The following is a 23,079-nucleotide window of genomic DNA, read 5'->3' as shown; positions in this document are numbered from 1 at the left end:
GGAGGTCACACCCGCATTCTTGTTGCCGTTACCGCTTCGTGTCACTTGCCGGTGGATAAGTGGGTGCGATTTGTCAGTCTCTGCCGCGTTTTGCGCGGTGGACCGGGGATCGGACCGCGGAAACGAGCGGGGTGGGGCCGGGGTGGGCCGGGGCGGAAAGGGCCGGGGACGGAGGATCAGGAAGCGGGTTCGATCTCGCGGAGCAGGCCGGTGGTCACGTCGAAGACGAAGCCGCGGATGTCGTCGTTGTGCAGGAGGAACGGCGAGGTCCGCACGCGCTGCATCGACTGGCGCACGTCCTGGTCGGCGTCGGTATAGGCCTCGACCGCCCAGACCGGCCGCTGGCCGACCTCGCGCTCCAGGTCCTGCCGGAACTCCTCGGTGATGGACTCCAGACCGCAGCCCGTGTGGTGGATGAGGACGATGCTGCGGGTGCCGAGCGCCCGCTGGCTGATGGTGAGCGAGCGGATGACGTCGTCGGTGACGACCCCGCCGGCGTTGCGGATGGTGTGGCAGTCGCCGAGTTCGAGACCCAGCGCGGCGTGGAGGTCGAGGCGGGCGTCCATGCAGGCGACGATGGCTACCTGGAGGACCGGCTTGGCGTCCATCCCGGGGTCGCGGAAGCCCTTGGCGTACCGGGAGTTGGCCTCGACCAGCTGATCGGTGACCTGGCCCCCCTCGCGGACCGCCGTGGCGGTGGGCGTCACGGACGGGGCGGGGGAGTGAGCTGAAGTCGACATGGCTACGACGTTAGCCTTCCCACCTGCCCCGGGCGGGCTGTGAGAGCGGACAAAGAACGTCAACGCGGCTTGTTGTGAGCTAACCCACAAGCACCAGCAAACGCGCCCACCCGGGTGATGTCGCCGCTTCCGGACGGGTGGCGCGACGCGCTGCCCGGTTCGTTGATCGCGAATCGAACCGATGGCAGGGTGGACTAAAGTAACGCGAAGTCACCACCTCGAACGCAGTAACCACCCGTCATACCCCCACCGCGCACCACCTGCACCTCCTGCCTATTCCGTATTTCCCCCGTGATGTGCGGCGTACGTGCGGCCCGGCCCTCTCCCGCTCCCGGTCGGCCGACGCCCCTTCCCCGGCGCCGGCGGACCTCCCCTTCGGAGCGGGCGGGGACCAGGACGTACGTACCGGCCGCGCGGGACAGAGCCTGAGAGGGCGCATTGAGCCAGACCCGACACGTCCCGGTGATGCTCCAGCGGTGCCTGGACCTGTTGGCCCCGGCTCTGCGGGACCAGGACCACCCGGAGCCCGTGGTCGTCGACTGCACCCTCGGCCTCGGCGGCCACAGCGAGGCCCTGCTGGAGACGTTCCCCACCGCCCGGCTGATCGCCCTGGACCGGGACAAGGAGGCGCTGCGCCTCTCCGGCGAGCGGCTCGCCCCGTACGGCGACCGCGCCACCCTCGTCCACGCCGTCTACGACGAACTCCCCGACGTCCTCGCCCGGCTCGGCGTCTCCAGGGTCCAGGGCGTCCTCTTCGACCTCGGTGTCTCCTCCATGCAGCTCGACGAGGCCGACCGCGGCTTCGCGTACGCCCAGGACGCCCCGCTCGACATGCGCATGGACCAGACCACCGGCATCGGCGCGGCCGAGGTGCTCAACACCTACCCGCCGGGCGAGCTGGTGCGGATCCTGCGCGCGTACGGGGAGGAGAAGCAGGCCAAGCGGATCGTCTCCGCCATCGTGCGCGAGCGCGAGAAGGAGCCGTTCGGCAACAGCGCCCGGCTCGTCGAGCTGATCCGCGACGCCCTGCCGCAGGCCGCCAAGCGCACCGGCGGCAACCCGGCCAAGCGGACCTTCCAGGCCCTGCGGATCGAGGTCAACGGCGAGCTGAGCGTCCTGGAGCGGGCCGTCCCGGCGGCCGTCGAGAGCCTCGCCGTCGGCGGCCGGATCGCCGTGCTCTCCTACCACTCGCTGGAGGACCGGCTGGTGAAGCAGGTCTTCGCGGCCGGTGCCGCCAACACCGCGCCCCCCGGCCTGCCCGTCGTCCCCGAGCGCTACCAGCCCCGCCTGAAGCTCCTCACCCGGGGCGCCGAGCTGCCCACCGAGGAGGAGGTTGCCGAGAACCGGCGCGCCGCCCCCGCCCGGCTGCGCGGCGCCCAGCGCATCCGGGAGGACGAGCGATGAGCACCCAGGGGGGCGCGCGGTGAGCAGGCCGGCCGCACCGGTGAAAGGGCGGGCCGGACGGCTCGCCCGGATGCTGCCGTCCACGGGACCCAGCAGCGCGGCCCGCACCCCCTTCGTCCTGCTGGTCGTGCTCCTGCTGGGCGGCGGGCTCATCACCCTGCTCCTGCTGAACTCGGCGCTCAACGAAGGGTCGTTCAGGCTCAGCAAGCTCAAGCGGGAGACCACCGAGCTGACCGACGAGCAGCAGGCCCTCCAGCGCGACGTCGACAGCTACTCCCAGCCCGGCGCCCTGGAGCGCCGCGCCCGGGAGCTGGGCATGGTCCCCGGCGGCAGCCCCGCCTTCCTCGATCCGGACGGCACGGTCCGCGGGGTCCCCACGACGGCCACCGCCCCGCCCCCGTCGCCCAGCCCCAGCCCCAGCCCCAGCCCGAGTGCCGACGCCGACGCAGACCCCGATGCCGCCCCGAGCCCCGGCGCGACGCCCGCAGGCGGCGCGCAGGCCGACGCGACGGACGACGGCACGCCCCCGGCCGCTCCGGGCGCCTCCCCGGACGCCGACGCGCCCGCCGCCACCCCCTCACCGGGAGCGCCCCCCGAGCCCCGGGCCCAGGGCGCCACGGCGAACCCCCCGGCGACCCCGACCCCGCCCCCGACCACCCCCGGCAGGTGACGCAGTGCCGCCCAAGGAACCGCCGCGCCGCCGCGTACCCGGCCCGGCGCACCCCCGTAACGGGGCGAACGGACGCTCCGGCGCACGCCCCCCGGCCCGCCGCCCCCGCCCCGCCCCCGGCCGCACCACCGCACGCGGGCGCGCGCCCCGCACCCTGCGCCTGGGCAGCGCGCGCCCCCGGCTCCGGCTCGTCAGCCTCGGGCTCACCCTCGTCATGCTGCTCTTCGTGGCCCGGCTCCTCCAGGTCCAGGCCGTCGACGCCACCGCGTACGCCGCCAAGGCCGAGAAGAACCGCTACCTGGAGTACACGGTCGCCGCCGAGCGCGGGGAGATCACCGACCGCAAGGGCGTCGCCCTGGCCACCAGCGTCGACGCGCACAACATCACGGCCGACCCGAAGCTGTTCACGCCCGAGGAGAGCAAGGCCCCCGACGCGCCCCAGCAGGCCGCCGCCCTGCTCGCCCCGATCCTCGGCAAGGACGTCGACGAGCTCGTCAAGAAGCTCTCCACCCCCAAGAGCCGCTACACCGTGCTCGCCTACCGGCAGACGCCCCAGGTCTGGAAGCAGATCAAGGACCTCAAGGCCGTCCTCGCGGAGAAGGCCCTGAAGGACGAGCGCGACGGCGGCACCGGCGCCAACGTCCTGGCCGGGGTCCTCCAGGAGCCGACCACCAAGCGGGTCTACCCCAACGGGGACCTCGCCGCCGGGATACTGGGATTCGTCAGCGCCGACGGCAAGGGCGGCGGCGGACTCGAATCACAGCTGGACGAGGAGCTCGCGGGCGAGGACGGCAAGATCCGCTACGCCCAGTCCGGCGGCCGCCGCGTGCCCACCGCCGGAGGCAGCGAGATCCCGGCCGTGCCCGGCTCCGACATCGAGCTGACCATCGACCGCGACATCCAGTGGGCCGCCCAGAAGGCCATCAGCGACCAGGTCGCCAAGTCCAAGGCCGACCGCGGATACGTGATCGTCCAGAACACCCGTACCGGTGAGCTGCTGGCCATGGCCAACGCCCCCGGCTACGACCCCAACGACCTCTCCCAGGCCACCGCCGCCTCGCTCGGCAACGCGGCCCTCCAGGACGTCTACGAGCCCGGCTCCACCAGCAAGGTCATGTCGATCGCCGCCGTGCTGGAGGAGGGCGCCGCCACGCCCGGCACCCATGTCACCGTCCCCAACCGGCTGCACCGCGGCGACCGGCTCTTCAAGGACGACGTCGACCACCCCACCTGGTACCTCACGCTCAACGGGGTCCTCGCCAAGTCCAGCAACATCGGCACCATCCTGGCGACCGGTCAGCTCGGCGAGACCCAGGCCGAGTCCAACCAGGTGCTCCACGACTACCTGCGGAAGTTCGGCCTCGGCAAGAAGACCGGCCTCGGCTACCCCGGCGAGTCGCCCGGCCTCCTGGCACCCCCCAAGGACTGGTCGACCTCGCAGCAGTACACGATCCCCTTCGGCCAGGGGCTCTCCATCAACGCCGTCCAGGCCGCCTCCGTCTACTCCACGGTGGCCAACGGCGGGGTCCGCATCGCCCCCACCCTCGTCCGCGGCACCAAGGGCGCCGACGGCCGCTACACCCCCGCCGACGCGCCCGAGGAGACCCGGGTGGTCAGCGAGAAGACCGCCAAGACCCTGGCGGCCATGCTGGAGTCCGTCGTCGACGACCAGGAGGGCACCGGCACCAAGGCCGCCATCCCCGGCTACCGGGTGGCGGGCAAGACGGGCACCGCCAACCGGGTCGACCCGGTCCGCGGCGTCTACAAGGGCTACACCGCCTCCTTCGCCGGGTTCGCCCCGGCCGACGACCCGCAGATCACCGTCTACTGCGCGATCCAGAACCCCACCAAGGGAAGCTACTTCGGCGGCCAGATCTGCGGCCCGATCTACAAGCAGGTCATGGAGTTCGCGCTCAAGACGCTCCAGGTCCCACCGTCCGGCAGCAAGCCGCCCCGGCTGCCGGTGTCCTTCAAACCCGGCGAGTGAACACGGGGATGCGCGAGCATCTCCCCCAAGGGAACCCTCAGTGACAACCATCACCCCCGATCCCGGGAACCGGAACGAGAACTTCCCGGGACCCGGTGCCTCGCTTCGCGAGAGCCCGCACCGGCCCGGTACGCTCACCGCCGTGCCCCACGCTGATCAGTCCCAAACCTCTCAGAAGGACGCGCCTGTGACCTACCCGGGAGCGCCCCGACCGGACCGGCTCCGGCCCACCCCCCTCGCGGAGCTGGCCGACCGGCTCGGCGTCGAAGCGGCCGGACCCGGTGAGGTCACCGGCATCACCCACGACTCGCGGGCCGTGCGACCCGGCGACGTCTACGCGGCCCTGCCCGGCGCCCGCTTCCACGGCGCCGACTTCGCCGCCCAGGCCGCGGGCCTCGGCGCCGCCGCCGTCCTCACCGACCCGGCCGGCGCCGACCGCGCCGCCGCCACCGGCCTGCCGGTCCTGGTCACCGAGGACCCGCGCGCCGTCATGGGCGAGCTGGCCGCCGACATCTACGGACGGCCCGGCATCGGCCTCCTCCAGATCGGCATCACCGGAACCTCCGGCAAGACCACCACCGCGTACCTCGTCGAGGGCGGACTGCGCGCCGCCGGACGCCCCACCGGGCTCATCGGCACCGTCGAGATGCGCATCGGTGACGAGCGCATCAAGTCCGAGCGCACCACCCCCGAGGCCACCGACCTCCAGGCCCTCTTCGCCGTCATGCGCGAACGCGGCGTCGAGGCCGTCGCCATGGAGGTCTCCAGCCACGCGCTCGTGCTCGGCCGGGTCGACGGCTGCGTCTTCGACGTCGCCGTCTTCAACAACCTCAGCCCGGAGCACATGGAGTTCCACTCCGGCATGGAGGACTACTTCCAGGCCAAGGCCCAGCTCTTCACCCCCGAGCGCAGCCACCGCGGCGTGGTCAACTTCGACGACGAGTACGGCCGCAGGCTCGTCACCGAGTCCGGCGTCCCCGTCACCACCTTCTCCGCCGAAGGCCACCCGGACGCCGACTGGCACGCCGAGGACGTCAAGGTCGGCCCCCAGGACAGCGCCTTCACCGTCGTCGGCCCCCAGGGCGAGCGGATCACCGCCCGCGCCCCGCTGCCCGGCCCGTTCAACGTCGCCAACACCCTCGCCGCGATCGTCACCCTGGCCGTCGCGGGCGTCGACCCGCAGACCGCCGCCGACGGCATCGCCGCCGTCCCCGGTGTCCCGGGCCGGCTGGAGCGGGTGGACGCCGGACAGCCCTACCTCGCCGTCGTCGACTACGCGCACAAGACCGACGCCGTCGAATCCGTCCTGCGCTCCCTGCGCAAGGTCACCGAGGGCCGGGTGCACATCGTCCTCGGCTGCGGCGGCGACCGCGACACCACCAAGCGCGGCCCGATGGGCGCCGCCGCGGCCCGCCTCGCCGACACCGCCGTCCTGACCTCCGACAACCCCCGCTCCGAGGACCCCCTCGCGATCCTCGCCGCGATGCTCTCCGGCGCCGCCGAGGTCCCCGTCCACGAACGCGGCGACGTCCTGGTCGACGCCGACCGCGCCGCGGCCATCGCCGCCGCCGTGGCCCGCGCCGAACCGGGCGACACCGTCCTCGTCGCCGGCAAGGGCCACGAACAGGGCCAGGACATCCACGGGGTCGTACGCCCCTTCGACGACCGCAAGGTCCTGCACGACGCCATCGAGCGGTCCCGGGGGCGCACCGGCGCACCGGCCCGCGCCTCTCACCACGAGAACAACAGTCAGGGATGACCAAGTGATCACCCTTTCCCTCGCCGAGATCGCCGGAATCGTCGGCGGGCAGCCGCACGACATACCGGACCCGGCAGTCACCGTCACCGGCCCCGTCGTCATCGACTCCCGCGAGGTCGCGCCCGGCAGCCTGTTCGCCGCGTTCGCCGGCGAACGGGTGGACGGCCACGACTACGCCCAGCGCGCCGTCGAGGCGGGCGCGGCAGCCGTCCTGGCCGCCCGTCCCGTCGGCGTTCCGGCGATCGTCGTGGACGACGTCGTCGGCGCGCTCGGCGCCCTCGCCCGTACCGTCGTCGAACGCCTCGGCACCACCGTCGTCGCGCTCACCGGCTCCGCGGGCAAGACGTCCACCAAGGACCTCATCGCGCAGCTCCTGCAGCGCAAGGCCCCCACGGTCTGGACGCCGGGCTCCCTCAACAACGAGATCGGCCTGCCGCTCACCGCCCTGAGCGCCACCTCCGAGACCCAGCACCTGGTCCTGGAGATGGGCGCGCGCGGCATCGGGCACATCCGCTACCTGGCCGAGCTCACCCCGCCCCGCATCGGCCTGGTCCTCAACGTCGGCTCCGCCCACCTCGGGGAGTTCGGCAGCCGCGAGGCGATCGCCCAGGCCAAGGGCGAGCTGGTCGAGGCGCTCCCCGAGGACGGCTGCGCCGTGCTCAACGCCGACGACCACCTCGTACGCGCGATGGCTTCGCGCACCAGGGCCCGCGTCCTGCTCTTCGGAGAAGCCCCGGAAGCGGACGTACGGGGCGAGAAGGTCCGGATGACCCCCGACGGGCGGGCCGCTTTCCAGCTCCACACACCCACCGGGTGCAGCGACGTGACCTTGCGCCTGTACGGTGAGCACCACGTGTCGAACGCGCTCGCCGCGGCCGCCGTCGCCCATGAGTTGGGCATGTCCGTGACCGAGATCGCCGAGGCGCTCTCGGAGGCGGGCACCCTCTCCCGCTGGCGCATGGAGGTCACCGAGCGCGCGGACGGTGTGACGGTCGTCAACGACGCCTACAACGCGAACCCCGAATCCATGAGAGCCGCACTGCGTGCGCTGGCTGCCATGGGCCAGGCCCGAGCGGCCGACGGGGGGCGCACCTGGGCGGTGCTCGGTCAGATGGCCGAGCTCGGTGACGCGTCGCTCGCCGAGCACGACGCGGTCGGACGGCTCGCCGTCCGGCTCAACGTCAGCAAGCTCGTCGCTGTCGGGGGCAGAGAAGCCTCCTGGCTGCAACTGGGCGCATATAACGAGGGTTCGTGGGGTGAGGAGTCGGTGCACGTGTCCGACGCACAGGCGGCCGTCGACCTGTTGCGCAGTGAACTGCGCCCGGGAGACGTCGTGCTGGTGAAGGCGTCCCGGTCGGTCGGCCTGGAGAAGGTCGCCCAGGCACTGCTGGAGAACGCGACCGAGGGCGAGGTCGCCGGCCGATGAGGCAGATCCTCTTCGCGGGGGCCATCGGGCTCTTCCTGACCCTGGTCGGTACCCCGCTGCTGATCAAGCTGCTGGCCCGCAAGGGATACGGGCAGTTCATCCGGGACGACGGCCCGCGCACGCACGGCAGCAAGAAGGGCACGCCCACGATGGGCGGCATCGCCTTCATCCTGGCGACGATCCTCGCGTACCTCCTCGCGAAGGTCATCACGGGCGAGCCGATGAGCTTCTCCGGGATCCTCGTCCTCTTCCTGATGGCCGGGATGGGCCTCGTCGGCTTCCTCGACGACTACATCAAGATCGTCAAGCAGCGTTCGCTCGGTCTGCGGGCCAAGGCGAAGATGGCCGGCCAGCTGATCGTCGGCATCGCCTTCGCGGTGCTCTCGCTCCAGTTCGCCGACTCCCGGGGCAACACCCCGGCCTCCACCCGGCTCTCCTTCGTGGAGGACTTCGGCTGGTCGATCGGCCCGGTGCTGTTCTGCGTCTGGGCGCTGTTCATGATCCTCGCCATGTCCAACGGCGTGAACCTCACGGACGGCCTGGACGGCCTGGCCACCGGCGCCTCGGTGATGGTCTTCGGCGCCTACACCTTCATCGGCCTCTGGCAGTTCCAGGAGTCCTGCGCCTTCGCGGACAACCTGACCAACCCCAGCGCCTGTTTCGAGGTACGCGACCCACTCGACCTCGCCGTCGTCGCCTCGGCCCTGATGGGCGCCTGCTTCGGCTTCCTGTGGTGGAACACCTCGCCCGCCAAGATCTTCATGGGCGACACCGGTTCGCTCGCCCTCGGCGGCGCCCTCGCCGGTCTCGCGATCCTCTCCCGCACCGAGTTCCTGCTCGCCATCCTCGGCGGCCTCTTCGTGATGATCACCATGTCCGTGGTCATCCAGGTCGGTTCGTTCAAGATGACCGGCAAGCGGGTCTTCCGGATGGCACCGCTCCAGCACCACTTCGAACTCAAGGGGTGGTCCGAAGTCCTTGTCGTGGTCCGCTTCTGGATCATCCAGGGCATGTGCGTGATCGTCGGCCTCGGCCTCTTCTACGCGGGATGGGCAGCCAAGAAGTGAGCACCGTGGACTGGCAGGGCAAGCACGTCACCGTCGCCGGACTCGGCGTCAGCGGCATCCCCGCGGCCCGCGCCCTGCACGAACGCGGCGCGATCGTCACCGTCGTCAACGACGGCGACGACGAACGCGCCCGCGCGCAGGCCGCCGAACTGGAGGCGCTCGGCATCACCGTGCGCCTCGGCGACGGCGCCACCCTGCCGCCGTCCACGGAACTCGTCGTCACCGCCCCCGGCTGGCAGCCGGACAAACCGCTCTTCCTGGCTGCCGCCGAGGCGGGCGTCGACATCTGGGGCGACGTCGAACTCGCCTGGCGGCTGCGCGGGACGAACGGCTGCCCGGCCGCCCCCTGGCTCGCCGTCACCGGCACCAACGGCAAGACCACCACCGTACGGATGCTGGCCTCGATCCTGGAGGCGGCCGGGCTGCGCACCGCCGCGGTCGGCAACATCGGCGTATCGCTGCTGGACGCGGTGCTCGGCGAGCAGGAGTACGACGTCCTCGCCGTCGAACTCTCCAGCTACCAGCTGCACTGGGCGCCCTCCCTGCGCGCCCACTCCGCCGCCGTCCTCAACCTCGCCCCGGACCACCTCGACTGGCACGGCTCGATGGAGGCGTACGCGGCCGACAAGGGCCGGGTCTACGAGGGCAACACGGTCGCCTGCGTCTACAACGCGGCCGACCCCGCCACCGAGGAGCTGGTCCGCGAGGCCGACGTCGAGGAGGGCTGCCGCGCCATCGGCTTCACCCTCGGAACGCCCGGCCCCTCGCAGCTCGGTGTGGTCGACGGCATCCTCGTCGACCGGGCCTTCGTGGCCAACCGGCAGAAGCAGGCCCAGGAGCTGGCCGAGGTCTCCGACGTCGACCCGCCGGCCCCGCACAACATCGCCAACGCCCTCGCCGCCGCCGCCCTCGCCCGCGCCTTCGGCGTGGAACCGGCCGCCGTACGGGACGGGCTGCGCGCCTTCCGCCCCGACGCCCACCGCATCGAACACGTCGCGGACATCGGGGAGGTGGCCTACGTCGACGACTCCAAGGCCACCAACACCCACGCCACCGAGGCCTCCCTCGCCGCCTACGACTCCATCGTCTGGATCGCCGGCGGACTCGCCAAGGGAGCCACCTTCGACGGGCTGGTCACCGGTGCGGCGAAGCGGCTGCGCGGGGTCGTGCTGATGGGCGCCGACCGCGCGCTGATCCGCGAAGCCCTGACGCGACACGCCCCGGAAGTCCCGGTGGTCGACCTCGACCGCACCGACACTGGGGCCATGGCCGAGGCGGTCGAGCACGCCGCCCGGCTCGCCCGGCCGGGCGATACGGTACTGCTGGCCCCGGCCTGCGCCTCGATGGACATGTTCACCAACTACAACAAGCGGGGCGAGGCGTTCGCGGACGCGGTCCGCGCACACGCCGAGAAGAGCGCCTGACCGACCGGGCTCAGCGCCGGGGTCGAGCCCCCGGGCACGAGCAGTGGAGGGGACAGCGACAATGCCGGCCGAGAAGAGCTCCGCCGTACGCAGTCGGCGCCCCGCACCACCCCGTGGTGCGGGGCGCGGCTCCCGGCCCTCCCGCCCCCGGCGCGGCAGCGGTGTACGAGGCCTCTACGAGCAGGCACGCAGGGCCTGGGACCGGCCTCTGACCGCCTATTACGTGATCCTCGGCGCCAGCCTCCTGATCACCGTGCTCGGCCTCGTGATGGTCTACTCCGCCTCGATGATCAAGGCGTTGAGCATCGACAAGCCGTCGACGTACTTCTTCGGCAAGCAGTTCGTCGCCGCCGTCATCGGGGGCACGCTCATGCTGATCGCCTCCCGGATGCCGGTGAAGCTCCACCGCGCCCTGGCCTACCCGATGCTCATGGTCACCGTCTTCCTGATGGTCCTGGTACAGGTGCCGGGGATAGGGATGTCGGTCAACGGCAACCAGAACTGGCTCTACCTGGGCGGCCCGTTCCAGATCCAGCCCAGCGAGTTCGGCAAGCTCGCACTCATCCTGTGGGGCGCCGACCTGCTCGCCCGCAAGCAGGACAAGCGGCTGCTGACGCAGTGGAAGCACATGCTCGTCCCGCTCGTCCCGGTCGCCTTCATGCTCCTCGGGCTGATCATGCTGGGCGGCGACATGGGCACCGCAATCATCCTCACGGCGATCCTCTTCGGGCTGCTCTGGCTGGCCGGCGCCCCCACCCGGCTCTTCGCCGGAGTGCTCGGCTTCGCCGCCGCCATCGCGTTCCTGCTGATCTGGACCAGCCCCAACCGGATGTCCCGGCTCTCCTGCATGGGCATCATCGGCGAACCCGACCCGGACGACGGCTGCTGGCAGGCCGCGCACGGAATCTACGCTCTGGCCTCCGGCGGATGGTTCGGTTCCGGGCTCGGTGCGAGTGTGGAAAAATGGGGCCAACTCCCGGAACCCCACACCGACTTCATCTTCGCGATCACCGGTGAGGAACTGGGTCTGGCGGGGACGCTGTCCGTGCTCGCCCTCTTCGCGGCTCTAGGCTATGCGGGTATCCGCGTGGCCGGACGCACGGAGGACCCCTTCGTGAGGTTTGCCGCGGGAGGCGTGACCACCTGGATCATGGCCCAGGCCGTGATCAACATCGGTGCGGTGCTCGGCCTGCTGCCGATCGCCGGTGTCCCGCTCCCGCTGTTCTCCTACGGAGGGTCCGCCCTGCTGCCGACGATGTTCGCGGTCGGGCTCATGATCGCCTTCGCGCGGGACGATCCCGCCGCGAAGGCGGCCCTGGCCATGCGGAGGCCCGGGGTGAGATGGAAGACGATGAGACGGCGCATCACGAAGCGTCCGTCCGGAGAGCGGTGAATTTCGGTGCATGTCGTACTCGCCGGCGGGGGGACCGCCGGACACATCGAGCCCGCGCTTGCCCTCGCAGACGCCCTGCGCAGGCAGGACCCGACCGTGGGAATCACGGCCCTCGGCACGGAACGCGGCCTGGAGACCAGGCTCGTACCCGAGCGGGGATACGAGCTGGCGCTCATCCCGGCCGTCCCCCTGCCCCGTAAGCCCACCCCCGAGCTGATCACCGTGCCGGGGCGGCTGCGCGGCACCATCAAGGCCGCCGAGCAGATCCTGGAGCGCACCAAGGCGGACTGCGTGGTCGGCTTCGGCGGCTACGTCGCGCTGCCCGGCTATCTCGCCGCCAAGCGCGTCGGCGTGCCGATCGTGGTCCACGAGGCCAACGCCCGTCCGGGGCTCGCCAACAAGATCGGCTCGCGGTACGCCCACGGGGTCGCCGTCTCCACGCCGGACAGCAAGCTGCGCGACGCCCGCTACATCGGCATCCCGCTGCGCCGCACCATCGCCACCCTGGACCGGGCCCGGGTGCGCCCGGAGGCCCGCGCCGCCTTCGGCCTCGACCCCAACCTGCCCACGCTGCTGGTCTCCGGCGGCTCGCAGGGCGCCCGCCACCTCAACGAGGTCGTCCAGCGGGTCGCGCCGCTGCTCCAGCGCTCCGGGATCCAGATCCTCCATGTGGTCGGCCCGAAGAACGAATTGCCGCGGATCGACAACATGCCCGGGATGCCGCCGTACATCCCGGTACCGTACGTGGACCGGATGGACCTCGCGTACGCCGCGGCCGACATGATGCTCTGCCGCGCGGGCGCGATGACCGTCGCCGAACTCTCCGCCGTCGGGCTCCCCGCCGCCTACGTCCCATTGCCCATCGGCAACGGCGAACAGCGGCTGAACGCCCAGCCGGTGGTCAACGCGGGCGGCGGACTGCTGGTGGACGACGCGGCGCTGACCCCGGAGTGGGTGCAGTCCAACGTCCTGCCGGTGCTGTCGGACCCGCACCGGCTGTACGAAATGTCCCGTGCGGCCGCCGAGTTCGGCAGGCGGGACGCCGACGACCTGCTCGTCGGCATGGTGTACGAAGCGATCGCCTCACGCCGGTAGGCGTGCGGCGCCAGGCGGTGCGGACCCGGGGCGGGAGCCCCGGGTCCGGCGAAGGAGCGAGCGTGGCCGGACCGACGACCGCCCAGCGCGGCACAACGGGGCGCGCGGACGCCCCCGCCCGCCCGCCGCACCCGGGCCCCGAGGGGCGCCGGATCGGCCGTCGCACGCTGGCCCTCCTGATCGGCCTCGCGGCGGCCCTGCTCACCGCGTTCGCCGTCTGGGCGCTCTACGGCTCCTCCTGGCTCCGCGTCGAGAGCGTCTCCACCTCCGGTCTGCGCGTGCTGACCCGCGAGGAGGTGGAAGCGGTCGCCGCCGTGCCGGTCGGGGCGCCGCTGATCTCCGTGGACACCGATGCCATGGAAGCCCGGTTGGGCCAGAAGTTGCCTCGTATCGACAGAGTGGATGTCGTACGGTCCTGGCCGCACGGCATCCGTCTTAAGGTGACCGAACGCAGGCCGGTCCTGCTGCTCGAAAAGGGTGCGAAGTTCGTCGAAGTGGACGCCACGGGCGCCCGATTCGCCACGGTGGACCGCGCGCCGAAGGGTGTACCCGTACTGGAGCTGGCCCCCGCCGAGTCGGCGAGTCTGCGCCGGTTCGGCGGCGACCGCCTGCTGGCGGAAGCCGTCCAGGTGGTGGGTGAACTGCCCGAGGGCGCCGCCAAGGACACCGAGGCCGTACGGGTCACCTCGTACGACGCGATCTCCTTGCGGCTCACCCGGGACCGGGTGGTGACCTGGGGCAGCAGTGAGGACGGGCCGGTGAAGGCCCGGGTGCTCACCGCTCTCATGAAGGCCGCCCCCAAAGCGGGACACTTCGACGTGAGTGCCCCCACCGCCCCGGCGGTATCAGCGAGTTGACGTGCATTTGTGCTGGCCAGCACCCTGGTTGGTCAGCGCTACGGGTGATCACATAGGGTGAAAAGAAAAACGGGAGGTTCGGCGTGTTCGTTGAACGGGCGCCACTTGTCGACTTAGTGTCCTGTTCGGAAGAGTCCAGGAAGCAGACACACTGGTAACCCTAAACTTGAACGTTAGGGTTTGGGTCGGCGTTCGGACCGTCCCCATCGACATCAGTCGTCGCCGCGGATCACCCGCCGAGCGACGACACGTAACTCGAGGCGAGAGGCCTTCGACGTGGCAGCACCGCAGAACTACCTCGCAGTCATCAAGGTCATCGGTGTCGGCGGCGGTGGTGTCAATGCCATCAACCGAATGATCGAGGTCGGCCTCAAGGGCGTCGAGTTCATCGCGATCAACACGGACGCACAGGCCCTGTTGATGAGCGACGCCGACGTCAAGCTCGACGTCGGCCGCGAACTCACCCGGGGCCTCGGCGCCGGGGCGAACCCGGCCGTCGGTCGTAAGGCGGCAGAGGACCACCGTGAGGAGATCGAGGAGGTCCTCAAGGGGGCCGACATGGTCTTCGTCACCGCCGGCGAAGGCGGCGGCACCGGCACCGGCGGCGCACCCGTCGTCGCCAACATCGCGCGCTCGCTGGGCGCCCTGACGATCGGTGTGGTCACCCGCCCGTTCACCTTCGAGGGCCGGCGACGCGCCAACCAGGCGGAGGACGGCATCGCCGAACTCCGCGAAGAGGTCGACACCCTCATCGTCATCCCCAACGACCGGCTGCTGTCCATCTCGGACCGCCAGGTCAGCGTGCTCGACGCCTTCAAGTCGGCCGACCAGGTCCTGCTCTCGGGTGTCCAGGGCATCACGGATCTGATCACCACCCCGGGCCTGATCAACCTGGACTTCGCCGACGTCAAGTCGGTCATGTCCGAGGCCGGATCGGCGCTCATGGGCATCGGCTCGGCGCGCGGCGACGACCGCGCGGTCGCGGCGGCGGAGATGGCGATCTCCTCGCCGCTGCTGGAGGCGTCCATCGACGGCGCCCGGGGCGTCCTGCTCTCCATCTCCGGCGGCAGCGACCTCGGTCTCTTCGAGATCAACGAGGCCGCCCAGCTGGTGAGCGAGGCGGCCCACCCCGAGGCCAACATCATCTTCGGTGCCGTCATCGACGACGCCCTCGGTGACGAGGTCCGGGTCACCGTGATCGCGGCAGGGTTCGACGGCGGACAGCCGCCGGCCCGGCGCGACGGCTCCCTCGGCGCCAGCACGAACAAGAGGGAGGAGCCGGCCGCCCCGGCCAGGCCCGCCCCCGAACCCGCGCGCCCGACGGGCGGACTCGGTTCGGTGCCGCCGCGCGAGGAGACCCCGGCCCCGGCCGAGCCCGCTCCCGCGTCGGCCGCGAACGAGAGCCCGCTCTCGCCGGTCTCCCCGCCGCACGTCCCGCCGGCCCGTCCCTACCAGGACACCCAGGCCGAAGAGCTGGACGTACCGGACTTCTTGAAGTGATAACCCGGCATCCGGCGGACTCCGCCACGGGCAGCGCTCATTTCGCCTTCACCGACCGGTGGGGCGGGGTGAGCGCCGCTCCGTACGGTGAACTCAACCTCGGCGGCGCGGTCGGTGACGACCCCGCCGCCGTCGGCGCGAACCGCGAGCGCGCGGCCCGCGGCCTCGGCCTCGACCCGGCCTCGGTCGTCTGGATGAACCAGGTGCACGGCCGGGACGTGGCGGTGGTCGACGGACCCTGGGGCGCGGACGCGGAGATCCCGGCCGTGGACGCACTGGTGACCACGCGGCGCGGACTGGCACTCGCCGTCCTCACCGCCGACTGCACCCCCGTCCTCCTGGTCGAGCCGGTCGCCGGAGTCGTCGGGGCGGCGCACGCCGGGCGGCCGGGGCTGGTCGCCGGAGTCGTTCCGGCGGTGGTCGAGGCCATGACCGCGCTGGGCGCACGCCCCTCCCGGATCACCGCCCGCACCGGACCGGCCGTCTGCGGACGGTGCTACGAAGTGCCGGCGGAGATGCGGGCCGAGGTCGCGGAAGCGGTCCCCGGCACCTGGGCCGAGACCAGCTGGGGGACCCCCGCGGTGGACGTCACCGGCGGAGTCCACGCCCAGCTCGCCGCCCTCGGGGTGAGTGACCTGCACCGTTCACCGGTCTGCACCCGTGAATCGGGCGATCACTTCTCGTACCGCCGCGACCGCACCACCGGGCGGCTCGCCGGATATGTCTGGTTGGACTGATAGGGCATGACGGACCGTAAGGCTCAACTCGCGGCGAATCTCGCACAGGTGGAGGAAAGGATCACCTCCGCCTGTGCCGCGGCCGGCCGCAAGCGCGAGGAGGTGACCCTGATCGTGGTCACCAAGACCTACCCCGCGAGCGACGTGCGGATCCTGCACGGACTGGGTGTGCGTCATGTCGCCGAGAACCGTGACCAGGACGCGGCACCGAAAGCCGCCGCTTGTGCGGATCTTTCCCTGACATGGCACTTTGTCGGACAACTCCAGACGAACAAGGTTCGTTCTGTGACGGGTTATGCCGATGTCGTGCAGTCGGTGGACCGGATCAAGCTGGTCACCGCCCTCTCGTCTGCCGCTGTCCGGGCCGGGCGCGAACTCGGCTGTCTGATCCAGGTCGCCCTGGACGCGGAGAGCGGGGAGCGCGGTGAGCGGGGCGGGGTCGGGCCGGACGGGATCGAGGAGTTGGCGGCCGCGGTCGACGCGGCCGACGGACTGCGGCTGGACGGTCTGATGACCGTGGCCCCGCTGGCCGGACCGTTTGCCGGCAGGCAACGGGCCGCGTTCGACCGGCTGATGGAATTCTCCACCCGCCTGCGCGCCGCTCATCCGGCTGCGAACATGGTCTCCGCGGGGATGAGCGGGGATCTGGAGGACGCGGTGGCGGCCGGAGCGACACATGTACGCGTCGGTACGGCGGTACTCGGAGTCCGACCCGCGCTCGGGTAACGTCGCGAAGCAGGTCGGACCACAGCAGAAAATATGGTCATTCCCCAGCACAACGGGTAGGCCATCGTGGATCGCTGGCACTTGGTGACGAATGCCGATCCACCACAGAGCGGAGGGACTCAGAGAATGGCCGGCGCGATGCGCAAGATGGCGGTCTACCTCGGCCTCGTGGAGGACGATGGGTACGACGGCCGGGGCTTCGACCCCGATGACGACTTCGAGCCCGAGCCGGAGCCCGAGCGGCGTCGGCACCAGCCCCCGCACCAGGTGGAACGCGAGCGCGAGCGGGAGCGCGAAAGGGACGAACCGGTACGGGTGGTGCAGCCTCCCGCCCCGCGCGAGCCGGTTCAGCTCCCCGCGGAAAGCGGGCGACCCGCCCGAATCGCCCCCGTGGCGTCCATCACACCTGAACGTCCGAACATGGAGAAGAACGCACCGGTGATCATGCCCAAGGTCGTGTCCGAGCGGGAGCCCTACCGCATCACCACACTGCACCCCCGGACCTACAACGAGGCCCGTACCATCGGGGAACACTTCCGCGAGGGCACTCCGGTGATCATGAACCTCACGGAGATGGACGATACGGACGCGAAGCGACTTGTCGACTTTGCCGCAGGACTCGTCTTCGGGCTCCATGGCAGCATTGAACGCGTGACGCAGAAGGTGTTCCTGTTGTCGCCTGCTAACGTCGATGTCACGGCGGAGGACAAGGCCCGCATCGCAGAGGGCGGATTCTTCAACCAGAGCTGAGAACACGACACCGGGAACAACCCGGCCGCAAGGCCGGAACCGGCCACGAGGCCGGAGCTACGAGAGCCAGGGGAGAGGGAAGCGCGGGACATGGGCGTCGCACTGGATGTGGTCTATATCGCGCTGATGTGTTTCCTCATCGTGCTGATCTTCCGGCTCGTCATGGACTACGTCTTCCAGTTCGCACGTTCATGGCAACCCGGCAAGGCGATGGTGGTCGTTCTGGAGGCCACCTACACTGTCACCGATCCACCGCTCAAGCTTCTGCGGCGGTTCATCCCGCCGCTGCGTCTCGGGGGCGTGGCACTCGACCTGTCCTTCTTCGTTCTGATGATCATCGTCTACATCCTGATCAGCGTTGTGATCCGGTTGTGAGCGATACGGTCTTGCCGACTGCCGACGACTACGTAGAGGTGAAGAAGAGATGCCGTTGACCCCCGAGGACGTGCGGAACAAGCAGTTCACGACCGTCCGCCTCCGAGAAGGCTATGACGAGGACGAGGTCGATGCCTTTCTCGACGAGGTCGAAGCCGAGCTGACCCGTCTGCTCCGCGAGAACGAGGACCTGCGCGCCAAGCTGGCCGCCGCGACGCGCGCCGCCGCGCAGAACCAGCAGCAGCAACAGCAGCAGGGCATGCGCAAGCCCCCGGAGCAGCAGGACCGGCCCGGCGCTCCCGTGCCCGCCGCCATATCCGGACCGCCACAGCAGCAGCAGCCCCCGCAGATGGGTCCGCCCCAGCTGCCCGGCGGCGCGCCGCAGCTGCCCGCCGGTCCCAGCGGTCACGGCCCCCAGGGTCACGGCGGCCCGCAGGGTCCGCACGGCCCCGGCCCGATGCAGGGCGGCCCCATGGGTGGCCCGATGGGCGGCCCCATGGGTCAGCACCCCCAGCAGCAGATGCAGCAGATGCAGCAGCCGCAGATGCAGCAGCAGGGTCAGGGTCCCGGTGGCGACAGCGCCGCCCGTGTCCTCTCGCTCGCCCAGCAGACCGCCGACCAGGCGATCGCGGAGGCCCGTTCCGAGGCCAACAAGATCGTCGGCGAGGCGCGGAGCCGGGCCGAGGGTCTGGAGCGCGACGCGCGCGCCAAGGCCGACGCCCTGGAGCGGGACGCGCAGGAGAAGCACCGCGTGGCGATGGGCTCCCTGGAGTCGGCCCGCGCGACGCTGGAGCGCAAGGTCGAGGACCTGCGCGGCTTCGAGCGCGAGTACCGCACGCGGCTGAAGTCGTACCTGGAGAGCCAGCTGCGTCAGCTGGAGACCCAGGCGGACGACTCGCTCGCCCCGCCGCGGACGCCGGCCGCCGCTTCGCTGCCGCCGTCGCCCTCGCTGGCTCCGGCCGGTGCGGGTGCGATGGGTCACTCCATGGGCAGCTCCAACCACGGTGGCCACGGCGGCCAGCAGATGGGCGGCCCGTCCATGGGCGGTGCGCCCTCCTACGGTGGGCAGCAGCAGATGTCGCCCGCGATGACGCAGCCGATGGCGCCGGTGCGGCCGCAGGCGCCGCAGCCGATGCAGCAGGCGCCGTCGCCGATGCGCGGGTTCCTGATCGACGAGGACGACAACTGAGCGGGGCGCGCTCGCTGAGCGCGTGCGCGTAGCGTCGGCAGTCAGGGCCGGGCCCCGGGGTTTTCCCCGGGGCCCGGCCCTTTGCCGTGGGCGGGGGCCGTTGGCCGGGGGCCGGTGGGGTGGGCGTGGGCGGGGTGCGCCTGCGGCGGGCTGTTCCCCTGCCCGCCCCTTCCCGAAACCGGGGTGCTGCCCCGGGCCCCCTTTGCCCTCAAGCGCCGGGCAGGCTGGATTTAAGGGCTCCGCCCCGGACCCCGCGCCTCAAACGCCGGCGGGGCTGAAGGAGGCGGGCTTTGCCCCGGCCCCCGCGCCTCAAGCGCCGGTGGGGCTGAACAGGCCTGACCTCGGCCTCATGGGTGCGGGAGGGCCAAGCCAGCCCGTCCGGCGCTTGAGGCCGTCTTTCCCAGCCCCGCCGGCGTTTGAGGCGCGGGGGTTCGGGGCGGAGCCCCTGAGGGGATACGACGGAGGGCCCGGCCGGATACGTTCCGGCCGGGCCCTCCGTCGTACGGACCTACCGCTTGCGGAGGCGGAAGGTCAGGGACAGGCCCTCGTCCTCGAAGGGGGCGCCGTACGTGTCGTCCGCCACACCCTCCGCGTACTCCACCGCCAGGACCTCGTCCGAGATCAGGGGGGCGTGCTCCGTGAGGGCCTCCTGGGTGGCCTCGGACGTCGTCGTCCAGCGGACGGCGATGCGGTCCGCCACGTCCAGGCCGCTGTTCTTGCGGGCCTCCTGGATCAGGCGGATCGCGTCACGGGCCAGGCCCGCGCGCCGCAGCTCGGGAGTGATCTCCAGGTCCAGGGCCACCGTCGCGCCCGAGTCCGACGCGACCGACCAGCCCTCGCGCGGGGTCTCCGTGATGATCACCTCGTCGGGGGAGAGCGTGATCTGCTCGCCCTCCACCTCCACCGTCGCCGTACCCTCGCGCAGGGCGAGGGAGAGCGCCGCCGCGTCCGCGTTCGCGACCGCCTTGGCCACCGCCTGGACGCCCTTGCCGAACCGCTTGCCCAGCGCCCGGAAGTTGGCCTTCGCCGTCGTGTCGACCAGCGAGCCGCCGACCTCCGAGAGCGTGGCCAGCGAGGTGACGTTCAGCTCCTCCGTGATCTGCGCGCGCAGCTCGGGAGAGAGGGACTCGAAGCCGTTCGCCGCCACCAGCGCCCGCGACAGGGGCTGGCGCGTCTTCACGCCCGACTCCGCCCGCGTCGCCCGGCCCAGCTCCACCAGGCGGCGCACCAGCGCCATCCGGGAGGAGAGGGCGGGGTCGATCGCCGAAGCCTCCGCCTTGGGCCACGACGACAGGTGCACCGACTCCGGGGCGTCCGGCGTCACCGGCGTGATCAGGTCCTGCCAGACCCGCTCCGTGATGAACGGGACCAGCGGCGCCATCAGGCGCGTCACCGTCTCGACCACCTCGTGCAGCGTGCGCAGGGCCGCCTTGTCGCCCTGCCAGAAGCGGCGGCGCGAGCGGCGTACGTACCAGTTGGAGAGGTCGTCCACGAACGCCGAGAGCAGCTTGCCGGCGCGCTGGGTGTCGTACCCCTCCATCGCGACCGTCATCTGCTCGACCAGCGTGTTGAGTTCGCTCAGCAGCCAGCGGTCCAGCACCGTGCGGTCCGCCGGGGCCGGGTCGGCCTCGGAGGGGGCCCAGCCGCACGTGCGGGCGTACAGGGCCTGGAACGCGACGGTGTTCCAGTACGTCAGGAGCGTCTTGCGGACCACCTCCTGGATCGTGCCGTGGCCCACCCGGCGGGCCGCCCAGGGGGAGCCGCCGGCCGCCATGAACCAGCGGACGGCGTCCGCCCCGTGCTGGTCCATCAGCGGGATCGGCTGGAGGATGTTGCCCAGGTGCTTGGACATCTTGCGGCCGTCCTCGGCGAGGATGTGGCCGAGGCAGACCACGTTCTCGTAGGACGACTTGTCGAAGACCAGCGTGCCGACCGCCATCAGCGTGTAGAACCAGCCGCGGGTCTGGTCGATGGCCTCCGAGATGAACTGCGCCGGGTAGCGGTTCTCGAAGACTTCCTTGTTCTTGTAGGGGTAGCCCCACTGCGCGAACGGCATCGAACCCGAGTCGTACCAGGCGTCGATGACCTCCGGGACGCGGTACGCCTCCAGCTGGCAGTTCTCGTGCGTGCAGGTGAATGTGATCTCGTCGATGAAGGGGCGGTGGGGGTCGAGGGGCGACTGGTCGGTGCCGGTGAGCTCCGTCAGCTCCGCCCGTGATCCCACGCACGTCAGGTGGCCGTCCTCGCAGCGCCAGATCGGCAGCGGCGTGCCCCAGTAGCGGTTGCGGGAGAGCGCCCAGTCGACGTTGTTGGTCAGCCAGTCGCCGAAGCGGCCGTTCTTGACCGAGTCCGGGAACCAGTTGGTCTTCTCGTTCTCCTGGAGCAGGCGGTCCTTGATGGCCGTCGTGCGGATGTACCACGACGGCTGCGCGTAGTAGAGCAGCGCCGTGTGGCAGCGCCAGCAGTGCGGGTAGCTGTGCTCGTACGGGACGTGGCGGAAGAGCTTGCCGCGCGCGTCCAGGTCCGCGGTGAGCGCCTCGTCGGCCTTCTTGAAGAAGACGCCGCCGACCAGGGGCAGGTCCTCCTCGAACGTGCCGTCGGGGCGGACCGGGTTGACCACCGGGAGGCCGTAGGAGCGGCAGACCACGAGGTCGTCGGCGCCGAACGCGGGGGACTGGTGGACCAGACCCGTACCGTCCTCGGTGGTGACGTACTCGGCGTTGACGACGTAGTGCGCCTCGGCCGGGAAGTCGACCAGGGTGAAGGGGCGTTCGTAGGTCCAGCGCTCCATCTCGGCGCCGGTGAACGACTGGCCGGTCACCTCCCAGCCCTCGCCGAGCGCCTTCTCCACCAGCGGTTCGGCGACGACGAGCTTCTCCTCGCCGTCCGTCGCGACGACGTAGCGGACCTCGGGGTGCGCGGCGACCGCCGTGTTGGAGACCAGGGTCCAGGGGGTGGTCGTCCAGACCAGGAGAGCCGCCTCGCCGGCCAGCGGGCCGGAGGTGAGGGGGAAGCGGACGAAGACGGAGGGGTCGACGACCGTCTCGTACCCCTGCGCCAGCTCGTGGTCGGAGAGGCCGGTGCCGCAGCGCGGGCACCAGGGGGCGACCCGGTGGTCCTGGACCAGCAGGTCCTTGTTGAAGATCTCCTTCAGCGACCACCACACGGAGTCCACGTACTCCGGGTCCATCGTGCGGTACGCGTCGTCCAGGTCGACCCAGTACCCCATACGGGTCGTGAGCTCGGCGAAGGCGTCGGTGTGCCGGGTCACCGACTCACGGCACTTGGCGTTGAACTCGGCGATGCCGAACGCCTCGATGTCCTTCTTGCCGTTGAAGCCCAGCTCCTTCTCGACGGCCAGCTCGACCGGCAGGCCGTGGCAGTCCCAGCCGGCCTTCCGGCCCACGTGGTAGCCCTGCATGGTGCGGAAGCGGGGGAAGACGTCCTTGAAGACGCGGGCCTCGATGTGGTGCGCGCCGGGCATGCCGTTGGCGGTGGGCGGGCCCTCGTAGAAGACCCACTCCGGGCGGCCCTCGGACTGGTCGAGGCTCTTGGCGAAGACCTTGTTCTCGCGCCAGAAGTCGAGCACGGCGTGCTCCAGCGCGGGCAGGTCGACCTGGGCGGGTACCTGGCGGTACTGCGGCGATGTCATGTGCGGGCTTCCTCCGGCGGACGTCTTCCACTTCCGTCGGAGGGACGAGAGCGACGGGGCTCCCGCGGTACCACCCTCCTTGGCCGCGGGCGTGTGCCCGTGGCCCCCTCATTGGGGTCGCGACGCCGGGTCTAGTGGCCGGGGGCCCGGGGCGTGCCCAGGGACCGAGGCTTTCTTCCGGCGGCTCCGGGGTGATCTTCACGACGCGCTCGCCCCCGGGCTCCCACCGTCCCCGGGTCGCTGCTGGCTGCGTACGACGCTACTCGTCCCATCCACGCCTCTCGCTGCGCCCAGTGTACGGGCCCGTACGGCCGACGGCCGACCGGTT

Annotated in this window: 18 protein-coding genes; 16 read left to right on the top strand and 2 right to left on the bottom strand. The window is 71.3% G+C overall.

Annotated features, from left to right (window positions below; translation table 11 throughout):
- Window positions 1–176 precede the first annotated feature (176 nt).
- Entirely contained in the window at window positions 177–740 is a 564-nt protein-coding gene (locus tag ACQ9ZG_RS07240) for a beta-class carbonic anhydrase (RefSeq protein ID WP_026237266.1), read from the bottom strand.
- A gap of 438 nt (window positions 741–1,178) precedes the next feature.
- On the opposite strand from ACQ9ZG_RS07240, the gene rsmH reads away from it, so the two are divergent.
- From rsmH to ACQ9ZG_RS07160, 16 genes are all read left to right on the top strand, one after another.
- The gene (rsmH, locus tag ACQ9ZG_RS07235; protein ID WP_109916319.1) at window positions 1,179–2,144 is read left to right on the top strand and encodes a 16S rRNA (cytosine(1402)-N(4))-methyltransferase RsmH; all 966 of its coding nucleotides are present in this window, start codon (window positions 1,179–1,181) and stop codon (window positions 2,142–2,144) included.
- Between the two features lie 19 nt (window positions 2,145–2,163).
- Window positions 2,164–2,814, top strand: coding sequence for a cell division protein FtsL (ftsL, locus tag ACQ9ZG_RS07230; RefSeq protein ID WP_499280139.1), 651 nt, complete (start codon window positions 2,164–2,166; stop codon window positions 2,812–2,814).
- A gap of 4 nt (window positions 2,815–2,818) precedes the next feature.
- A complete protein-coding gene (locus ACQ9ZG_RS07225; RefSeq protein WP_499280137.1) occupies window positions 2,819–4,801 on the top strand; it encodes a peptidoglycan D,D-transpeptidase FtsI family protein in 1,983 nt (660 codons plus the stop codon).
- Window positions 4,802–4,841: 40 nt separating this feature from the next.
- Window positions 4,842–6,560, top strand: coding sequence for a UDP-N-acetylmuramoyl-L-alanyl-D-glutamate--2,6-diaminopimelate ligase (locus tag ACQ9ZG_RS07220; protein ID WP_499280136.1), 1,719 nt, complete (start codon window positions 4,842–4,844; stop codon window positions 6,558–6,560).
- 4 nt (window positions 6,561–6,564) lie between these two features.
- The gene (locus ACQ9ZG_RS07215; RefSeq protein ID WP_109915276.1) at window positions 6,565–7,986 is read left to right on the top strand and encodes a UDP-N-acetylmuramoyl-tripeptide--D-alanyl-D-alanine ligase; all 1,422 of its coding nucleotides are present in this window, start codon (window positions 6,565–6,567) and stop codon (window positions 7,984–7,986) included.
- Window positions 7,983–9,053 (top strand): phospho-N-acetylmuramoyl-pentapeptide-transferase, encoded by a 1,071-nt coding sequence (gene mraY, locus ACQ9ZG_RS07210; RefSeq protein ID WP_109915277.1) that lies wholly within the window; start codon window positions 7,983–7,985, stop codon window positions 9,051–9,053. Before ACQ9ZG_RS07215 ends, mraY begins: the two co-directional genes overlap by 4 nt.
- The gene (murD, locus tag ACQ9ZG_RS07205; protein WP_181398224.1) at window positions 9,035–10,477 is read left to right on the top strand and encodes a UDP-N-acetylmuramoyl-L-alanine--D-glutamate ligase; all 1,443 of its coding nucleotides are present in this window, start codon (window positions 9,035–9,037) and stop codon (window positions 10,475–10,477) included. The genes mraY and murD overlap by 19 nt, the downstream gene beginning before the upstream one ends.
- Before the next feature lie 61 nt (window positions 10,478–10,538).
- Window positions 10,539–11,870 (top strand): putative lipid II flippase FtsW, encoded by a 1,332-nt coding sequence (gene ftsW, locus ACQ9ZG_RS07200; protein ID WP_109915279.1) that lies wholly within the window; start codon window positions 10,539–10,541, stop codon window positions 11,868–11,870.
- A 6-nt stretch (window positions 11,871–11,876) separates the two neighbouring features.
- Window positions 11,877–12,965 (top strand): undecaprenyldiphospho-muramoylpentapeptide beta-N-acetylglucosaminyltransferase, encoded by a 1,089-nt coding sequence (gene murG / locus ACQ9ZG_RS07195; protein WP_028415621.1) that lies wholly within the window; start codon window positions 11,877–11,879, stop codon window positions 12,963–12,965.
- A gap of 62 nt (window positions 12,966–13,027) precedes the next feature.
- Window positions 13,028–13,822, top strand: coding sequence for a cell division protein FtsQ/DivIB (locus tag ACQ9ZG_RS07190; RefSeq protein ID WP_028415622.1), 795 nt, complete (start codon window positions 13,028–13,030; stop codon window positions 13,820–13,822).
- A 276-nt stretch (window positions 13,823–14,098) separates the two neighbouring features.
- Window positions 14,099–15,322, top strand: coding sequence for a cell division protein FtsZ (ftsZ, locus tag ACQ9ZG_RS07185; protein ID WP_028415623.1), 1,224 nt, complete (start codon window positions 14,099–14,101; stop codon window positions 15,320–15,322).
- Complete coding sequence (gene pgeF, locus ACQ9ZG_RS07180; RefSeq protein WP_018486629.1) at window positions 15,319–16,059, top strand: peptidoglycan editing factor PgeF; 741 nt, start codon at window positions 15,319–15,321, stop codon at window positions 16,057–16,059. Before ftsZ ends, pgeF begins: the two co-directional genes overlap by 4 nt.
- A 6-nt stretch (window positions 16,060–16,065) precedes the next feature.
- Window positions 16,066–16,785: a YggS family pyridoxal phosphate-dependent enzyme gene (locus ACQ9ZG_RS07175; RefSeq protein ID WP_109917208.1), complete on the top strand. Its 720-nt coding sequence runs from the start codon at window positions 16,066–16,068 to the stop codon at window positions 16,783–16,785.
- Window positions 16,786–16,911: 126 nt separating this feature from the next.
- Window positions 16,912–17,535, top strand: coding sequence for a cell division protein SepF (locus ACQ9ZG_RS07170; RefSeq protein ID WP_019764749.1), 624 nt, complete (start codon window positions 16,912–16,914; stop codon window positions 17,533–17,535).
- A gap of 90 nt (window positions 17,536–17,625) precedes the next feature.
- A complete protein-coding gene (locus ACQ9ZG_RS07165; protein ID WP_018486626.1) occupies window positions 17,626–17,910 on the top strand; it encodes a YggT family protein in 285 nt (94 codons plus the stop codon).
- Window positions 17,911–17,959: 49 nt separating this feature from the next.
- Window positions 17,960–19,099: a DivIVA domain-containing protein gene (locus ACQ9ZG_RS07160; protein WP_499280134.1), complete on the top strand. Its 1,140-nt coding sequence runs from the start codon at window positions 17,960–17,962 to the stop codon at window positions 19,097–19,099.
- 508 nt (window positions 19,100–19,607) lie between these two features.
- Here the strand turns inward: ACQ9ZG_RS07160 and ileS are convergent.
- Window positions 19,608–22,751, bottom strand: a complete 3,144-nt coding sequence (gene ileS / locus ACQ9ZG_RS07155) for an isoleucine--tRNA ligase (protein WP_109916452.1) — start codon at window positions 22,749–22,751, stop codon at window positions 19,608–19,610.
- Window positions 22,752–23,079 lie beyond the last annotated feature (328 nt).

The sequence above is a fragment of the Streptomyces araujoniae genome, assembly GCF_050871195.1.
In the GTDB taxonomy this organism is placed as follows: domain Bacteria; phylum Actinomycetota; class Actinomycetes; order Streptomycetales; family Streptomycetaceae; genus Streptomyces; species Streptomyces bacillaris.
This window is presented reverse-complemented; position numbering and strand designations above follow the sequence as displayed.